General features: G+C 60.2%; 15 protein-coding genes and 1 tRNA gene. 6 read left to right on the top strand and 10 right to left on the bottom strand.

The window, feature by feature from the left end; translation table 11 throughout:
- Positions 1-263 precede the first annotated feature (263 nt).
- On the top strand, positions 264-458 hold the full coding sequence (locus tag BMY45_RS21125) for a hypothetical protein (protein WP_092401045.1): 195 nt from the start codon (positions 264-266) through the stop codon (positions 456-458).
- Here the strand turns inward: BMY45_RS21125 and BMY45_RS21120 are convergent, their stop codons facing one another.
- On the bottom strand, positions 459-881 hold the full coding sequence (locus BMY45_RS21120; protein WP_092401042.1) for a PA3611 family quorum-sensing-regulated virulence factor: 423 nt from the start codon (positions 879-881) through the stop codon (positions 459-461).
- A 181-nt stretch (positions 882-1062) separates the two neighbouring features.
- Here BMY45_RS21120 and BMY45_RS21115 point away from each other — a divergent pair, with 181 nt between their 5' ends.
- The 3 genes from BMY45_RS21115 to BMY45_RS21105 all read left to right on the top strand — a co-directional run bounded on the left by BMY45_RS21115 (position 1063) and on the right by BMY45_RS21105 (position 3116).
- On the top strand, positions 1063-1806 hold the full coding sequence (locus BMY45_RS21115) for a tRNA-uridine aminocarboxypropyltransferase (RefSeq protein WP_092401039.1): 744 nt from the start codon (positions 1063-1065) through the stop codon (positions 1804-1806).
- Between the two features lie 223 nt (positions 1807-2029).
- Entirely contained in the window at positions 2030-2683 is a 654-nt protein-coding gene (erdR, locus tag BMY45_RS21110) for a response regulator transcription factor ErdR (RefSeq protein ID WP_047230029.1), read from the top strand.
- A 70-nt stretch (positions 2684-2753) separates the two neighbouring features.
- Positions 2754-3116, top strand: a complete 363-nt coding sequence (locus tag BMY45_RS21105; protein ID WP_092401036.1) for a diacylglycerol kinase — start codon at positions 2754-2756, stop codon at positions 3114-3116.
- A gap of 11 nt (positions 3117-3127) precedes the next feature.
- Here the strand turns inward: BMY45_RS21105 and BMY45_RS21100 are convergent, their stop codons facing one another.
- On the bottom strand, positions 3128-4054 hold the full coding sequence (locus tag BMY45_RS21100; RefSeq protein WP_047230031.1) for a LysR family transcriptional regulator: 927 nt from the start codon (positions 4052-4054) through the stop codon (positions 3128-3130).
- Positions 4055-4175: 121 nt separating this feature from the next.
- Between BMY45_RS21100 and fpr the strand changes: the two genes are divergently transcribed.
- Positions 4176-4955 carry a ferredoxin-NADP reductase gene (gene fpr, locus BMY45_RS21095; protein ID WP_003184787.1) on the top strand — a complete coding sequence of 260 codons (780 nt, stop codon included), beginning with the start codon at positions 4176-4178 and terminating at the stop codon, positions 4953-4955.
- 206 nt (positions 4956-5161) lie between these two features.
- Here the strand turns inward: fpr and tsaA are convergent, their stop codons facing one another.
- From tsaA to rimO, 5 genes are all read right to left on the bottom strand, one after another.
- Positions 5162-5860: a tRNA (N6-threonylcarbamoyladenosine(37)-N6)-methyltransferase TrmO gene (gene tsaA, locus BMY45_RS21090; protein ID WP_092401033.1), complete on the bottom strand. Its 699-nt coding sequence runs from the start codon at positions 5858-5860 to the stop codon at positions 5162-5164.
- Positions 5861-5931: 71 nt separating this feature from the next.
- Entirely contained in the window at positions 5932-6393 is a 462-nt protein-coding gene (locus BMY45_RS21085) for a YehS family protein (protein ID WP_092401030.1), read from the bottom strand.
- 63 nt (positions 6394-6456) lie between these two features.
- On the bottom strand, positions 6457-7167 hold the full coding sequence (locus tag BMY45_RS21080) for an rRNA pseudouridine synthase (RefSeq protein ID WP_047230034.1): 711 nt from the start codon (positions 7165-7167) through the stop codon (positions 6457-6459).
- 73 nt (positions 7168-7240) lie between these two features.
- Positions 7241-7714: a GNAT family N-acetyltransferase gene (locus tag BMY45_RS21075; protein WP_092401026.1), complete on the bottom strand. Its 474-nt coding sequence runs from the start codon at positions 7712-7714 to the stop codon at positions 7241-7243.
- A gap of 235 nt (positions 7715-7949) precedes the next feature.
- A complete protein-coding gene (rimO, locus tag BMY45_RS21070) occupies positions 7950-9290 on the bottom strand; it encodes a 30S ribosomal protein S12 methylthiotransferase RimO (RefSeq protein WP_092401023.1) in 1341 nt (446 codons plus the stop codon).
- A 334-nt stretch (positions 9291-9624) separates the two neighbouring features.
- On the opposite strand from rimO, the gene BMY45_RS21065 reads away from it, so the two are divergent.
- Positions 9625-11466: a potassium transporter Kup gene (locus BMY45_RS21065; protein ID WP_371913970.1), complete on the top strand. Its 1842-nt coding sequence runs from the start codon at positions 9625-9627 to the stop codon at positions 11464-11466.
- 222 nt (positions 11467-11688) lie between these two features.
- On the opposite strand, the gene BMY45_RS21060 is transcribed toward BMY45_RS21065, so the two are convergent.
- The 3 genes from BMY45_RS21060 to BMY45_RS21050 all read right to left on the bottom strand — a co-directional run bounded on the left by BMY45_RS21060 (position 11689) and on the right by BMY45_RS21050 (position 15843).
- Complete coding sequence (locus BMY45_RS21060) at positions 11689-12972, bottom strand: virulence factor family protein (RefSeq protein WP_092401017.1); 1284 nt, start codon at positions 12970-12972, stop codon at positions 11689-11691.
- Positions 12972-15614 (bottom strand): bifunctional lysylphosphatidylglycerol flippase/synthetase MprF, encoded by a 2643-nt coding sequence (mprF, locus tag BMY45_RS21055; protein WP_092401014.1) that lies wholly within the window; start codon positions 15612-15614, stop codon positions 12972-12974. Before mprF ends, BMY45_RS21060 begins: the two co-directional genes overlap by 1 nt.
- A 152-nt stretch (positions 15615-15766) precedes the next feature.
- A tRNA-Met gene (locus tag BMY45_RS21050) sits at positions 15767-15843 on the bottom strand.
- Between the last annotated feature and the right edge of the window lie 22 nt (positions 15844-15865).

Raw genomic sequence — 15865 nt, 5'->3', positions numbered from 1 at the left:
AAAGGTGTCGGTGGGGCAGCCTCGTTCTGCCCGAAGCAAAGAGATACTTTTGAATCTAGTCCCTCACGCGGATCTTCGCTGCCTTGATCATGGCGCTCAAAAAACATCGTTGGCAACCGCTCAAATGTCATGCCGCTCGTCAGATTGCCAACTAGGTGCGTGCCGCTCTGATTAACTGATTAGCAAGCATTCAATGCTATGGCGCGTCCGGGACTGGACGCTGCGCGATGGATTGAAGTGGATCGGGCATGGAGGCGGGACTGATGACCAGAGTAACTTTGGAGCTCGACAGGCAGTTGTACCTGACGCTGTTGGAAGCGGCTCAGGCTAATCGAGTAAGCCTCGAAGAGGAATGCTGTCGCCGGTTGGAAGGCCGAGCATGGCGCTCGCGCTACCTGCAGGCGCTGGTGGCGGAACTGCGCGCCGACGATGAGCAGCGGCGCGCCAGTTCGGGGTGATTATTTTTTGGTCTTGGCCGGTTTCGGGCAGTCGGATTCCTGGAAGCGCTCAGTCGCAATGGGGCGATTGGTCTTAACTTCGGTGAACTCGTAGCGCATGGTCGCGCCTTGGGCCATCAGCTTGCGCAAGCCAGGGTTGGTACACACCGTGGCGCCCAGCTGGAAATACACGGCCTTGGGGTCGGCCCGCATTTTTTGGGCGTGGCTGCTTTGCACGCTCAGATGATTGATCAGCTCATTGCCTTCTACGGTGTAGCCCTGGTCGAGAATGTCCTCGTTGATTGCCCGGGGCGTGCCGGCGCTGCTTTGCGCGGCGACATTGCGCAGCATCTTGTTCAGTTCGAGTTCTTTCAGCGAAGCGGCCTGTGCGGTGACGGACGTCGCCAGTAGCACGGCAACGGTGGGGACGATAAGGCGCAGCATGAAACTCTCCTGGTTCAGTGACTGGTGGTTCGACCGATCACATGACTGTGCGTTCAGTGGCGGCAAATTATAGGGGAGGCCGGGTGGAGGGTACAGGTTTACACGCTCTGGTAGACTGCCGGCCTTTACCCTGTAGAGTCTTGTTCGTGTCGAGTTTTCCTGTCTGTCGGCGTCGCCTGCGATGAACCATGCCCCCAACGCTGTAGCCCGTCTGCGCGACCAGCGCATCGATGAAGGTATCAAGCCGATTCAGGCCCGTGGCTGGCGCGCCCCCCGTTGCAGTGCCTGCCGGGTGATAGAGAGTCATTGCCTGTGCGCCTGGCGTCCGAGCGTCGAGACTCGCTCGGGTGTCTGCCTGATCATGACTAACAAGGAAGTGTTCAAGCCGAGTAACACGGGTTGGCTGATTGCCGACGTAGTGCGGGACAATCACGCGTTTATCTGGTCACGCACTGACGTCGACGAACAACTGCTGGCGCTGCTCAACGACCCGCAATGGCAGCCATATCTGGTGTTTCCCGGTGAGTACGTCGAGCCAGCGCGGGTCACACATACCGTCAACCTCGATCAGGGCAAGCGTCCGTTGTTCATTCTGCTGGATGCGACTTGGACCGAGGCGCGGAAGATTTTCCGCAAAAGCCCGTATTTCGACCGTTTACCGATTCTGAGCCTGCTGCCCGACAGGCTGTCGCGCTACCGCTTGCGCCGTTCGACTCGCAGCGAGCATCTGTGCACCGCCGAAGTGGCGGCATTGTGTCTGGAGCTGGCTGGGGACAGTGGCGCTGCGTCGGCCCTGGATGCCTATTTCGATGTGTTCAGCCAGCATTATCTGGGGGCCAAACGGCAGCAGGAAGTGGATGTGTCTACCCCAGCCCACGCCGAGTTGCAGCCCTTTATTCCTGCATTGAAGCCGGTGTTGGCCTAATAGTGGCGCATACTCAACACGGCAGCGGCCGTGCTGCTTGACCACCCCGGTTTCGCTGGGCATGCTTGGCGCCGATTAGGGTACGGCCAAGGTTTGAAACGCCGTGTTTTACGTGTTGGCGTTGAACGTACCCCTTTGATGCCGCTGCATGTCGGTATCTTGAGTTGCTTGGGCGAGGCGTGAGTGCATCGGGCCTGCCATTAAAAACAGGATCATTTGAAAAATGGCCACATACGAAATCCTGATAGCCGATGACCATCCGCTCTTTCGCAGCGCGTTACATCAGGCAGTGACCATGGGGCTCGGTCCCGATGTCCGACTCACGGAGGTGGCCAGTATTGCGGAACTGGAGGCCCGGCTGACTGAAAAGGCCGATTGGGATCTGGTGCTACTGGATCTGAATATGCCCGGCGCGTATGGCTTTTCCGGGCTGGTCTTGCTGCGCGGCCAATACCCGCAAATTCCCGTGGTGATGGTTTCGGCACAGGAAGAAGCTTCGGTGATGGTCAAGGCCCGGGAGTTCGGTGCCAGTGGTTTCATTCCTAAATCCAGTTCCCTTGAGATGATTCAGGTCGCCGTGAAGGCGGTCCTGGATGGCGATGTGTCCTGGCCCCCCCAGGCATTCGAAGCAGTGAGCGTGTCCGACGAAGCCAAGGCCGCCAGCGAGGGGCTGGCCAGCCTCACTCCGCAGCAGTTCCGCGTGTTGACCATGGTGTGTGAAGGTCTGCTGAACAAGCAGATTGCCTATGAGTTGAACGTGTCCGAAGCCACCATCAAGGCCCATGTCACTGCAATCTTTCGTAAACTGAATGTGCGCACCCGGACCCAGGCGGCCCTGCTGCTGCAGCAACTTGAGTCCATTTCACCGCAATCGTAGCGTCTTGTTCACGCTTTTTTGACCGGGTTTGAATTAGCTTCTCCACCCCTTTTTGATCAGTTACCCACTTATGTCGCCTTTTAAAGGCCAAACCGGCCTGAAACGCATCCTCAACGCCTCCGGCTATTCTCTGGACGGCCTACGCGCGGCCTTCGTTGGTGAAGCCGCGTTTCGTCAGTTGGTCTTGCTCGACGTCATCCTGATTCCGTTGTCGTTTTTCCTGAATGTCAGCCGTGTCGAGCAGGCGCTGCTGATTGCGGTCTGCCTGCTGGCGCTGATCGTGGAGTTGCTCAACTCGGCGGTGGAGGCGGCCATCGACCGCATTTCCCTGGAGCTACACCCGTTGTCGAAAAATGCCAAGGACATGGGCAGTGCCGCTCAGTTCGTCGCTTTGACCATGATTGCCTTGGTGTGGGGCCTGATTTTGCTCTAGCGTCCCGGCGCTCAGGCAATGGGGGGCAGGACGATTTCGTCGCTGCGCTGCACGCCAGCGGTGAATGCCCGGCACAGCTCGAGGAATTCGCGCATGGCCGACGTCTGGTATTTTTGTTTGTGCCAGATGAAATAAAACTGCCGGGCCAGGTCCATGTCCGGGGTTTCCACGGCGACGAGGCTGCCGCGCCGGAAGGCGTCACGCAGGGCCAGGCGTGAAATGCAGCCAATCCCCAGGCCCGACTCCACGGCCCGCTTGATGGCTTCGGTGTGTTCCAGTTCCAGACGCACGTTCAGCGCACTGCGATGGTGACGCATGGCCTGGTCGAAGGTCAGGCGGGTGCCGGAGCCCTGTTCCCGCAGAATCCACGCTTCATGGGTCAGTTCCTCCATGGTCGCCTGGCCGCGTTTGGCCAGCGGATGTTGAGGGGCGCAAAACACCACCAGCTCATCCTCGACCCAGCTCTGGACCTCGATGTCCGGATGGCTGCAGTCGCCTTCGATTAGACCCAGATCAATTTCATAGTGGGCAACCTGGTGCACGATATTGGCAGTGTTTTGCACGTGCAGCTTCACCTGGCTTTCCGGATGACGCTGCATGAAACTGCCGATCAGCAAGGTCGCCAGGTAATTGCCGATGGTCAGGGTCGCGCCGACCGCCAGTGAGCCGAAACCGGACTTGCCGTTGAGCAGGTCTTCGATCTCCTTGGATTGGTCCAGCAACGCCACCGCCTGGGGCAGCAGTTGTTTGCCCAAGGCATTGAGACTCAGGCGTTTGCCGGCGCGGTCGAACAATTGGCAGCTGGACTGGCGCTCCAGTTCGGTGATGGAGGTGCTGGCCGCCGACTGCGAAAGATTGAGCAGGCCCGCAGCACGGGACACGCTTTCTTGCTGGGCGACGGCGACAAAAACCTGAAGTTGACGGAGAGTAAATCGCATATCTATATAACCGATAACCCTTATCTTGATAATTCATTTAACAGATATTGTCGCCGCCATTAGAATGCGATGCAATTGCGCATATTAACGACGCAGGCATCATTCCCAGGAGTCCCCGTACATGAGCAACATGAACCACGAGCGTGTCCTCAGTGTTCATCACTGGAACGACACTCTGTTCAGCTTCAAGTGCACCCGTGATCCGGGCCTGCGCTTCGAGAACGGTCAGTTCGTGATGATCGGCCTGCAGCAGCCCAACGGCCGCCCGCTTATGCGCGCTTACTCGATCGCCAGTCCGAACTGGGAAGAGCATCTCGAATTTTTCAGCATCAAGGTGCCTGATGGTCCGCTGACTTCCCAGTTGCAGCATCTGAAGGAAGGCGACGAGATCATCATCAGCAAGAAGCCCACCGGCACCCTGGTGCTGGACGATCTCAAGCCTGGCAAGCATTTGTACCTGCTCAGTACCGGCACCGGCCTGGCGCCGTTCATGAGCGTGATCCAGGATCCGGAAACCTACGAGCGTTTTGAAAAAGTGATCCTGTGCCACGGCGTACGTTACGTCAATGAAGTTGCCTACCGCGAGTTCATTACCGAACACCTGCCGCAGAACGAGTTTTTCGGCGAAGCGCTGCGTGACAAGCTGATCTACTACCCGACCGTGACTCGCGAGCCGTTCGAGAACGAAGGCCGCCTGACCGACCTGATGCGCAGCGGCAAACTGTTCCGCGACATCGGCCTGCCACCGATCAACCCGCAGGACGACCGCGCCATGCTGTGCGGCAGCCCGAGCATGCTCGACGAGACCAGCGAAGTGCTCAACAGCTTCGGCCTGACCGTTTCGCCGCGCATGCGTGAGCCGGGTGATTACCTGATCGAGCGGGCGTTTGTAGAGAAGTAAGCCTCGGCTTACGCGGTGGTTGATCGGTCGCTATCGCGAGCAGGCTCGCTCCCACAATGGAATATGTGTGAACGCAAATCTTGTGGCCACTGCTGTTCAAATGTGGGAGCGAGCCTGCTCGCGATAGCAGAAACTCGGTCTGCAGTTACCATGAAAAAGCCCGCGCTACCTGAAGAAGGTAGCGCGGGCTTTTTCGTTTCTGGCGGTTACGATTTCGCCGAAATCACTTCCAGCACCTTGATCACCCCCGACTGCGGATAATGCCAACGCACGTCCAGATCCCAGAACTGCGCACCATATTCCCGTTCGGGTGTAGGAATCTGGTACGCCGGACGTGGGTCTTGGGCCAGGCACTGTTCGATCAGCTCCACCAAGGGCTCTGCCAGGCGCCTGGCGTGATCCTGGGCTTGTAGCAGGGCTGTGTCCACCCATTGCACGGGGATCAGCTCAGGCGCTGCGCTGGCGATGTTGTTGTGCGCCGAGCCGATGATGTCTGCGTAGGGCACGTAGGGTTTGATATCCAGCACCGGGGTGCCGTCCAGCAAGTCGATGCCCGAGATCCACAGGCGCCCGGCTTCGACCCGCTCCAGTTTCACCACCGACTGGCCTATGCCGTTGGGGCGATGGGTGGCGCGAGTGGCGAACACCCCCATGGACTTATTGCCGCCCAGACGCGGCGGGCGCACTTTCAGCCGTGGCTTGTCTTCCAGGGCCTGGTGGAACAGGAACAGCAGCCAGACATGGCTGACCTGCTCAAGGCCCTGCACCGCGTCGCCCTGATCGAATGGCGCCACCAGTTCCAATACCCCGCGCGCGGCCGGGGCCAGTTGCGGTTGACGGGGAATGGCGAACTTCTCCTTGAAGCAGGAGCGGACGTAGCCGATGGGGGAGACGTTGTAGGGCATTTGAAACGCTTCAAGTTGCAAGCTACAAGCTGCAAGCTTTGAACTTGTCGCTTGAAGCTTATGGCTGCTGTTTACGCTCTGACGCGCAGCGTCAGGCCCTTAAGGAAATTGCGCAGCAACTGGTCACCGCACGGGCGATAGTTGGTGTGGCCAAACTTGCGGAACAATGCGCTCAGTTCCGGCTTGGACACCGGGAACTCCGCGGCCTTGAGGATAGCGTGCATGTCGTCTTCTTTCAGTTCGAAGGCCACCCGCAGCTTCTTGAGGATGATGTTGTTGGTGACCGGCACTTCGATCGGCTGCGGCGGACGGCTTTCGTCCTTGCCGCGCTTGAAGATCACCAGGCCGTCGAGAAAATGCGCCATGACTTCGTCCGGGCAGAACACGAAGCCTTCTTCCTCGTCTTTCTTGAGGTAACCCACCAGATCCGCCATGGGCACTTCCAGGCCGCCCAGCTTGATGATCTCGATGACTTTTTTGTCGCTGATGTCGAGCATGTAGCGCACGCTGCGAAGTACGTCGTTGTGAACCATGTGTGCAATCCTGATCAATCGGCAGTGGGCGCCGCAGCTCGGTGCGGCGCCGGAAAAAAGAAACTAGAACTTCTCTTTGGTGGACAGGTAGCGCCACTGGCCCAGGGGCACCTTGCCGATGGACACGCCGCCAATGCGGATGCGCCGAATGGCCACCACCTTGAGGCCGACCGCCTGGCAAAACAGTGCGATCACCCCCGGTTGCGGGTTTTTCATGGCAAAGCGCAAGCGGTTCTCGTTCTGCCAACTGGCCTTGACCGCCGGCAACTCCTTGCCTTTGTAAGTCAGGCCATGGTTCAGGCGATTGAGGCCATGGGCGACCATTTCGCCTTCGACTTCCACCACGTATTCCTGCTCGATCTTGGCGGCGTCGGCGGTGAGCTTGCGCAGAATCTTCCAGTCCTGGGTGAACACCAGCAACCCACTGGCGTTGGCCTGCAGGTCGGCGCTGGCGGTCAGGCGCAGAAAGTGCCCCTTGAGGGGGCGCTTGCCGAAGCGGTGTTCTTCGCTCAGGGTCTGTGGCCCAAGGGACGCCATCGCCGTGTCTGCATCCATGCCCGCAGGGGCGTTCAACAGCAGGGTCACCGGCTCTGGCGCGGTGGCCTTGGCCTCGGGGTCGAGTTCGACTTTCTGGGTGGTGACCTTGAACTGCGGCTCGTCGATCACTTCGCCGTCCACGGTGACCCAGCCGCCCTCGATGAACAGCTCAGCCTCCCGACGGGAACAGCCGACGAGTTCGATGAGGCGTTTGGAGAGACGAATCGGGTCAGTCATGACAGGGCCGTAACAAAAAGAGGGTGGGCATTGTACCTGCCTGGCGCCGGTTAATCGCGGGTCCATTTGCCTTTTAGCCGCGTTGGACCTTCAGGTCGGGCTGTTTGTAGCGCATGTGCAGCAGCGGGTACGGCTGGTTCATGCCGTCCTTTGCCGAACGGCCTACCACTTCGAAGCCTTGCTTGAGGTAAAAACCCAGGGCTTGCGGGTTCTGTTCGTTGACATCCAGTTGATCGGCGTTCATGTGCTCCATGGCATAGCGCAACAGCTGCTTGCCCAGGCCCTGGCCACGGTGTTGCGGGTCGATGAAAAGCATCTCGATCTTGCCGGCTGCGACACCAGCGAAACCGGTAATGCGCTGGCGAGCATCCCGGGTGCAGATGAGCATGACTGCGTCCAGATACCGGGTGAGCACCAGGTTTTTCAACAGTTCGATGTAGCTGTCTGGCAGGAAATCATGGGTGGCCCGCACCGAGGCCTCCCAGACCCGGGTCAGTTCCTGATAATCGCTGGGTTTCGGTGTATGGATGACCGAATGCTGACGCATGCCCGCCTGCTCCTTGTGCTGATGCCCTGGGTTTCTCCATACGATAGCCGTAAAAAAGCCCCGCATCTTGGTGCAAGAGCAGGGTTTGTTTATTTTTCGGAGCGCTAGAACGTGTGGGAGCCGAGCTTGCTCGCGATGGCGTCCTGTCAGCCAACATTAATGCTGACTGCTCCACCGTCATCGCGAGCAAGCTCGGCTCCCACAGGTATTGCTGTGCCCTTAAAAATGCGGCAGATCAGCCGATCTGTTCAGCCCACAGATCGTACTCGTCGGCGTCGGTCACCTTGCACCAGACCTTGTCGCCCGGCTTGAGGTTGCTGCCGTTGTCGATGAAGACGTTGCCATCGATTTCCGGGGCGTCGAAGAAGCAGCGGCCGACGGCACCTTGTTCGTCGACTTCATCCACCAGCACTTCGATTTCACGGCCGATGCGCATTTGCAGGCGTGCCGAGCTGATGGCCTGCTGGTGCGCCATGAAACGCTCCCAACGGTCTTGTTTAACTTCGTCCGGCACCACTTCCAGGTCCAGGTCGTTGGCCGGGGCGCCTTCGACGGGTGAATACTGGAAGCAACCGACGCGGTCGAGTTGGGCTTCGGTCAGCCAATCGAGCAAGTACTGGAAATCTTCCTCGGTTTCGCCGGGGAAGCCGACGATGAAGGTCGAGCGGATGATCAGGTCCGGGCAGATCTGGCGCCAGTTCTTGATACGGGCCAGGGTCTTGTCTTCGAAAGCCGGGCGCTTCATGGCCTTGAGGACTTTCGGGCTGGCGTGCTGGAACGGGATGTCCAGGTACGGCAGGATCTTGCCGGCGGCCATCAGCGGGATCAGTTCGTCGACATGCGGATACGGGTAAACGTAATGCAGGCGGACCCACACGCCGAGGGTGCTGAGGGCTTCGCACAGTTCGGTCATGCGGGTTTTCACCGGCGCGCCGTTCCAGAAACCAGTGCGGTATTTCACGTCGACGCCATAGGCGCTGGTGTCCTGGGAGATGACCAGCAACTCCTTGACGCCAGCTTTGACCAGGCGCTGGGCCTCGTCGAGCACATCACCCACCGGACGGCTCACCAGTTTGCCGCGCATCGAGGGGATGATGCAGAAGCTGCAACTGTGGTTGCAGCCTTCGGAAATCTTCAAGTAAGCGTAGTGGCGCGGGGTCAGCTTGATGCCTTGTGGCGGCACCAGGTCGATCAGCGGATTGTGATCCTGGCGCGGCGGCACCACGTCGTGCACGGCATTGACGACCTGCTCGTACTGCTGCGGACCGGTCACGGCCAGCACGCTGGGGTGCACGTCGCGGATATTGCCTTCTTCCACACCCATGCAGCCGGTAACGATGACCTTGCCGTTTTCCTTGATGGCTTCGCCGATCACTTCCAGGGACTCGGCCTTGGCCGAATCGATGAAGCCGCAGGTGTTGACCACTACCACGTCGGCGTCCTGGTACGTGGATACGACGTCATAACCTTCCATGCGCAGCTGGGTCAGGATGCGCTCGGAGTCGACCAGAGCCTTCGGGCAACCCAGGGATACGAAGCCAACCTTGGGGTTGGCCGGCGCGGTAGTGGTGGACATGTCTAACCTCGGTGTAGGGGAGATCGTCTCTTGTGGAGACAGGACGCTTGACGCGCCTCTGATCAAAAAGTGCGCAATTCTAGCGGTGCTGGAAGCGCTTGACCAGCTTTATACGGGGAAAAACGACGAGTGCTGCGCTATGCTTCGCGCCGTCAAGCGCAACTGAATCGGTACAGTCAACCATTCGTCTGTAACAAGAAGTAAGGTGGCGTCGACCCAAGGTCAATCAGAGTGCTTCTTTCCAGCAGTGTGGATCAGGTAGTGGGAGTGTTGGATGGGGCAGGCAGAGAGTCAGGTGTCGGGGGCAGGGCATGCAGCGGCCAAGCCAGTCGGAATGTTGGTGGCCGCCGCGGGAGTGGTCTATGGCGACATCGGCACCAGTCCGTTGTACACCATCAAGGAAGTGTTTTCCGGTCAATATGGTGTGCAGGTCAACCATGACGGTGTGTTCGGGATTCTGGCGCTGATCTTCTGGTCGTTGATCTGGGTTGTCTCGATCAAATACGTGCTGTTTATCCTGCGCGCCGATAACCAGGGCGAAGGCGGCATCATGTCGTTGACCGCGCTGGCCCGGCGGGCGTCCGCCCGTTATCCCCGGTTGCGTTCGGTGCTGGTGATTCTCGGGCTGATCGGCGCCTCGTTGTTTTACGGTGACAGCATGATCACCCCGGCCATTTCCGTATTGTCGGCCGTGGAGGGTCTGGAAGTGGCCTTTGATGGCCTGGATCACTGGGTTGTGCCGATGGCGCTGGTGATTCTGGTGGCGCTTTTCCTGATTCAGAAACACGGTACCGACCGGATCGGTAAATTGTTCGGGCCGGTCATGGTGCTGTGGTTCGTGGTCCTTGGCGGCCTGGGCATTCATGGCATCGTCCAGCATCCGCAGGTGCTCGAGGCGTTGAACCCAGCCTGGGGCGTACGCTTTTTCATGGTGCATCCGGGGGTTGGCGTTGCGATCCTGGGTGCCGTGGTACTGGCCTTGACCGGCGCCGAAGCCTTGTATGCGGACATGGGGCATTTCGGCCGCAAACCCATTGCCCGGGCTTGGTTCGCCCTGGTATTGCCAGGCCTGGTGCTTAACTATTTCGGTCAGGGCGCTTTGCTGTTGGAGAATCCGGAGGCCGCTCGTAACCCGTTTTATTTGCTGGCCCCGGGCTGGGCGCTGGTGCCGCTGGTAGTGCTCTCGACCTTCGCCACCGTGATCGCTTCCCAAGCGGTGATTTCTGGCGCGTTTTCCCTCACCCGCCAAGCCATCCAGCTCGGTTATATCCCGCGCATGTACATCCAGCACACCTCCAGCGCCGAACAAGGGCAAATCTACATCGGCGCGGTGAACTGGGCGTTGATGGTGGGCGTGATCCTGCTGGTGCTTGGCTTTGAGTCGTCCGGCGCGTTGGCCTCTGCCTATGGTGTGGCGGTGACCGGCACCATGCTGATCACCAGCATCCTGGTGTCGGCGGTGGCATTGTTGCTGTGGAAATGGCCCCCTCTGCTGACGGTGCCGTTGCTGGCCGGTTTTCTATTGGTGGACGGCCTGTTCTTTGCCGCCAATGTCCCGAAAATCCTGCAGGGCGGCGCATTTCCAGTCTTGGCGGGGATCGTGTTGTTCATTCTGATGACCACGTGGAAGCGCGGGAAGGAGCTGCTGGTGGATCGGCTGGATGAAGGTGCTCTGCCGTTGCCGGTATTTATCAGCAGCATCCGTGTCGAACCTCCCCATCGGGTCAAGGGCACGGCGGTTTTTCTCACCGCCCGCCCGGATGCCGTGCCTCACGCGCTGCTCCATAACCTGTTGCACAACCAGGTGCTGCACGCGCAAGTGGTGCTGCTGACGGTGGTGTACGAAGACATCCCCCGGGTGCCGCCGCAACGGCGCTTCGAGGTGGATTCCTACGGCGAAGGTTTCTTCCGGGTGATCCTGCACTTCGGTTTCATCGACGAGCCGGACGTGCCCGAGGCGCTCAGGCTGTGTCATCTGGATGAGCTGGACTTCAGCCCGATGCGCACCACCTATTTCCTCAGCCGCGAGACGGTCATCGCGTCCAAGCTCGAGGGCATGGCCCGTTGGCGCGAAGTGTTGTTCGCCTTCATGCTGAAAAACGCCAATGGCAATTTGCGGTTTTTCAATTTGCCGCTGAACCGGGTGATAGAGCTGGGGACCCAGGTGGAAATGTAGCCCAAACAAAAAGCCCCCGTTGCCTGGTGGCGGGGGGCTTTTGGGTGGGCGTGGATGTGTGTGGACAACAACCTGTGGCGAGGGGATTTATCCCCGCTCGAGTGCGAAGCACTCGCACAGGTCATGAACTCAGGAAAATCCAGAGGGTTGCTTCGCAACCCAACGGGGATAAATCCCCTCGCCACATTAGGTTCGCAGCGTTCACAAAAAACCAGGCTCAGTTCACTGTTCGGCACCTTTGTGCTGCCGCTTATTGATTTCGTCCACCAGGCGCTTGGCCAGTGCTGGGTAGTTCTCGTCGAAATGATGGCCACCCGGTAGCTGGATGGCTTCGCCCACCGCGGTCTTGTCGGTGCAGCCACTCTCAGCCGCTTCTTCTACGCCATAGATGCACACCACTTTGTCGGCGGGCAGCTTGGCCATTTCCGGGCCCGTGGCGGCTTCGGTGCCGGCATTGCCGAGCCAGCCTTCGACTTCGATCTCGAAGCTGCCGGTGCGCGCGAAGGCCAGCAGGATGATTGCGTCGACCCCTTGTTGCTCGCTGGCCGGAAGGCGATTGTAGATGGCGGGCAGCACGTCGGCGCCAAAGGAATAGCCGGTCAGGATGAAGCGCTTGGTGCCCCAGACCTGACGGTAGTGCTGCATCAGTTCGGTGAGGTCCTGGGCGCTTTGTTCCGGGCTCTTGTGCTGCCAGTAGTAGCGCAGGGTGTCGATGCCGACGACCGGATAACCGATCTTGGCCATTTCTTCGGCCACGTCCCGGTCCAGGTCCCGCCAGCCGCCGTCTCCGGAGAGAAACAGCGTCACGGTGTCCCGGGCCTGGCTGGCGGGCACTTCCACCACGGGAATGCTCAGGCCGCCCTGGGCGGTGCCTACCAGGATCTTGTGCAGTTCGTTGTTCAGCACCTGTGGCAGGTTGATGTCGTAGTTGCTGATGCTGGTTTCAGCGTTCGGTTGATCCCGTACGAAACCGGCGCTGGTGTCGTCGGGGTTGTCATTCCAGGCCACCAGCCAGTGGCCGTGGGCCGCGCTTTTAGGCAGCAGGTGGGTGCAGCCGGGTTTTTCCAGGGCCAGGTCCACCGACACGGCCTGGGCCTTGTCGTTCTTCTGCTCGGCCAGCCAGCGCCAGGCCAGCACGGCTCCGGGGCCGATACCGCTGACCAGCGTCGCCGGCCCCTGGAGCTGCTTCAGGCCGGCCTGCAGGGCACGGCCTTGCAGCATGCAGTCCTTGGGCAGGATCACTTGGACGATCTGCGCCGAGCCGCTGCGGCTGAGGGTCAGCAATTGCGTGTCGCTGAGTTTCTGGTCTTCGTTGACCGCCACCAGCACCTGGGCGCGGGGCGGGGTGCCGGGAGTGATCCGGGTCATGGGGGCACCGTCGACCGGCGACAGCTGTTCAAGGGTTGGTTGCGGGGCAGGGCGGTTCCAGTACCAGTAACCGCCACCGAGAATCACCGCCAACACCAACAGGGTGGCCACTACGTATCGCCAGGAGCGTTGCATCATCAGCGTTTCACCAATCCAGTCAGGCCGCCTGCAATCAGGGCGGCGGTATCGGCCAGGGCTACCAGCGGATCAAGTCCGGCGGGCACGGCCATGTAACGAGGTTCCCAGTCAGGCTGGAATTTATCTTTGAAGCGGCGCAAGCCCTGGAAGTTGTAGAGCTGTTCGCCACGGCGGAACACCATCGAACCCAGGCGCTGGGTCAGCGGTGCGCCGCGTCGCGGTTGCAGGCCCGACAGGGGGACCATTCCGAGGCTGAAGCGGGCATAGTCGTGGGCTTTGTAATGCTGAATCAGCCCGACCATCATGAATTCCATGGTCAGTTTCGGGGCGTCGGGATGGGCGCGCATCAAGTCCAGGCTGGCCAATTCATGGCTGTGCGTCTCCAGCAGATTGGCGAATGCCACCGGACGGCCTTCGAAACGAATCACTGCGATGCGAAAATGCTTGAGGTAGTCATCACTGAAGCGGCCCAGTGAAAAGCCCTTCTCCCGCACGTTCTTGCCGGTCAGCCAGGCGTCGGAAATGACCTTCAGTTCATCCATTGGCGCCTGGCCCGGTTCGTGGATCTCCAGCGACAGACCGTCCCGGGTGCCGCGGTTCCAGGTGTAGCGCAAGTCCTTCATCTCTTTGCCCTTGGCTTCGAGATCGAAATGTTTGAGGTCGACCCGTGCTTCTTCACCCAGCTTGATCGCCGTCAGGCCGATATCCATGTAGTACGGCAGGTTTTCGGCGCGCACTTGGTAGAACACCGGACGCGCATGATGGGTATCGCACAGGTCGCGGAACTGCCAGATCATTTCAGCGCGTTGCTGGGTGGGGCCGATCGGGTCGTACAACGCCACCAGACTGCGGCCACGGCGGGCATACATCAGAAACGCTTCGTCGTTGGGGTGAAACAGCAGTGCCTTGTCACCGGTCAGGGCCAGGCCACCGTCGGGCTGCGAAGAGGCCATGAGAATCTTTTTGGCTCGCTCCAGTTCTTCTGCCGCCGGCAGCTGGATCACCGGTCGGGCGGTACGCAGCAGCCAGGTCAGGGACACCGCCACCAGCAGCACCGCCGCGCCCAGCAGTGAGCGCAGACCTCGAGGGGCATCGGCATCGAGGGTGAATTGCCACCACAGTTCATGGCTGTAGGGCACGTCCTGGTAAGCAAACAGCAGCAGCCATATCGACGCACCGAGCACACACAGGCTGGCAATCAGAAACAGCGGCGAAAATGGCAGCTCGGTCAGGCGACTCGGACGATAAAACGAACGTCGGAACACCGCCAGCAAGCTGGCCGTCAGCGTCAACAGCGTGGCCTCTTCCCAATCGAAGCCCTTGAGCAGTGAGAGCAGGGCGCCCACCAACAGTAAAACGGTGGTCAGCATCCAGGCGGCGGACAAGCGACGGCGCAGGCCCTGGGCGAGCAACAGGCACAACACGCCTACAAGGCTGGCGCCCAAGTGCGAGGCGTCCACCAGCCGATGAGGGATCAGGAAACCAATGTGCTCCAGGCGCGTATCAATCTCCGGGGTCACACCGGAAAACAGCAGCACCACGCCCGAGAGGAACACCAGCACTGCCAGGATCGGCGCGGCCAGGCCCGAGGCAACCCGCAGGGACTGACGGGTCTGGAACAGCCGTTGCGCTTCATTGATCAATAGCAGCACACAGGCCGCCAGCATCGGCAGCAGCACGTAGATCAAGCGATACAGAAGCAGCGCGGCGGCCAATGGCGCGGCCCCCAGTTTGTCGGCAAAGGCCGCCAGCAGGATCGCTTCGAACACCCCGACCCCGCCGGGTACATGACTGAGCACGCCGGCTGCCAGCGCCAGCAGGTACACCAACAGGAATGCGCCGAACGGTGGTGTTTCGGGCAGCAACAAGTACAGCACCGTGGCGGCCGCCGCGACATCCAGCGTGGTGATGATCAGTTGCAGGAGCGTCAAGCGCCGGCCCGGCAGGCGCAGGGTGCGCCGCCCGGCCTTGACCAGCAGGCTGTCCCGATAGGGCTGTTCTGGCAGGCGCCGACGGTAGATGCCGATAGCCAGCGCACAGGTGAGCAGGAGCACCGCCACGCAGATCGCTCCCAGCCAGGTGGCCGGCAAGTGCAGGGCGGCGGAAGCGGCGGGCAGATCACTGAGGGTTGCCAGGGCCGCCAGCGGCGGCAGTGCACAGCCCAGGGACAGGCTGGCGAACAGTGTCATGTGGGCGACATCCGTCGCGCCCAGGCCCTGGCGGGCATACAGCCGGTAGCGAACCGAGCCCCCCGACAATAACGAGAGCCCGATGGCGTTGCCGATCGCAAAAGCGCTGAATCCGCCCAGGATCAGCGTTTTCGCGGGCAATTTCACACCGGCATAACGGCTGGCGGACCATTCATAGCCCAGCAAGATGACGAATCCGACGACAGTCGCGGCGACGGCGCCGAGCAGGGCTGAGCGCGGCACCTGCATGATCGAGTCGTGCAGCGCGTACAGATCGAGCTCGCTCAGCAGGTGGCGACAGGCAATCAATGCAAGGGCGAACAGCAACAGCGTGACGGTGAGGCCGATAGGCTGACGGTACTGGCTGATACGCTCCAGCCAGCGCAAGCGCCCGGCCTTGATCGGTTGTACCGCAGTAACAGTGTCTTGTGGGGCAGACGAGTGAGCGCGCATCAATCACCTCTTGAACTATGCGCGACAGGATGGGGGCAACCCGCTCAGTTACCAATCCCTGCTGAAAAAAATAATTACAAAATATTTGTTATGAAAGCTTTTTTCGACAGGCACAAAAAAGGCCACTCTTTCGAGTAGCCTTTTTTGATGTTTGGTTGCGGGAGCCGGATTTGAACCGACGACCTTCGGGTTATGAGCCCGACGAGCTACCAGACTGCTCCATCCCGCGTCTGTGTGGCGGCATTCTACAG

This window comes from Pseudomonas sp. NFACC39-1, from assembly GCF_900110355.1.
GTDB lineage: Bacteria > Pseudomonadota > Gammaproteobacteria > Pseudomonadales > Pseudomonadaceae > Aquipseudomonas > Aquipseudomonas tehranensis.
This window is presented reverse-complemented; position numbering and strand designations above follow the sequence as displayed.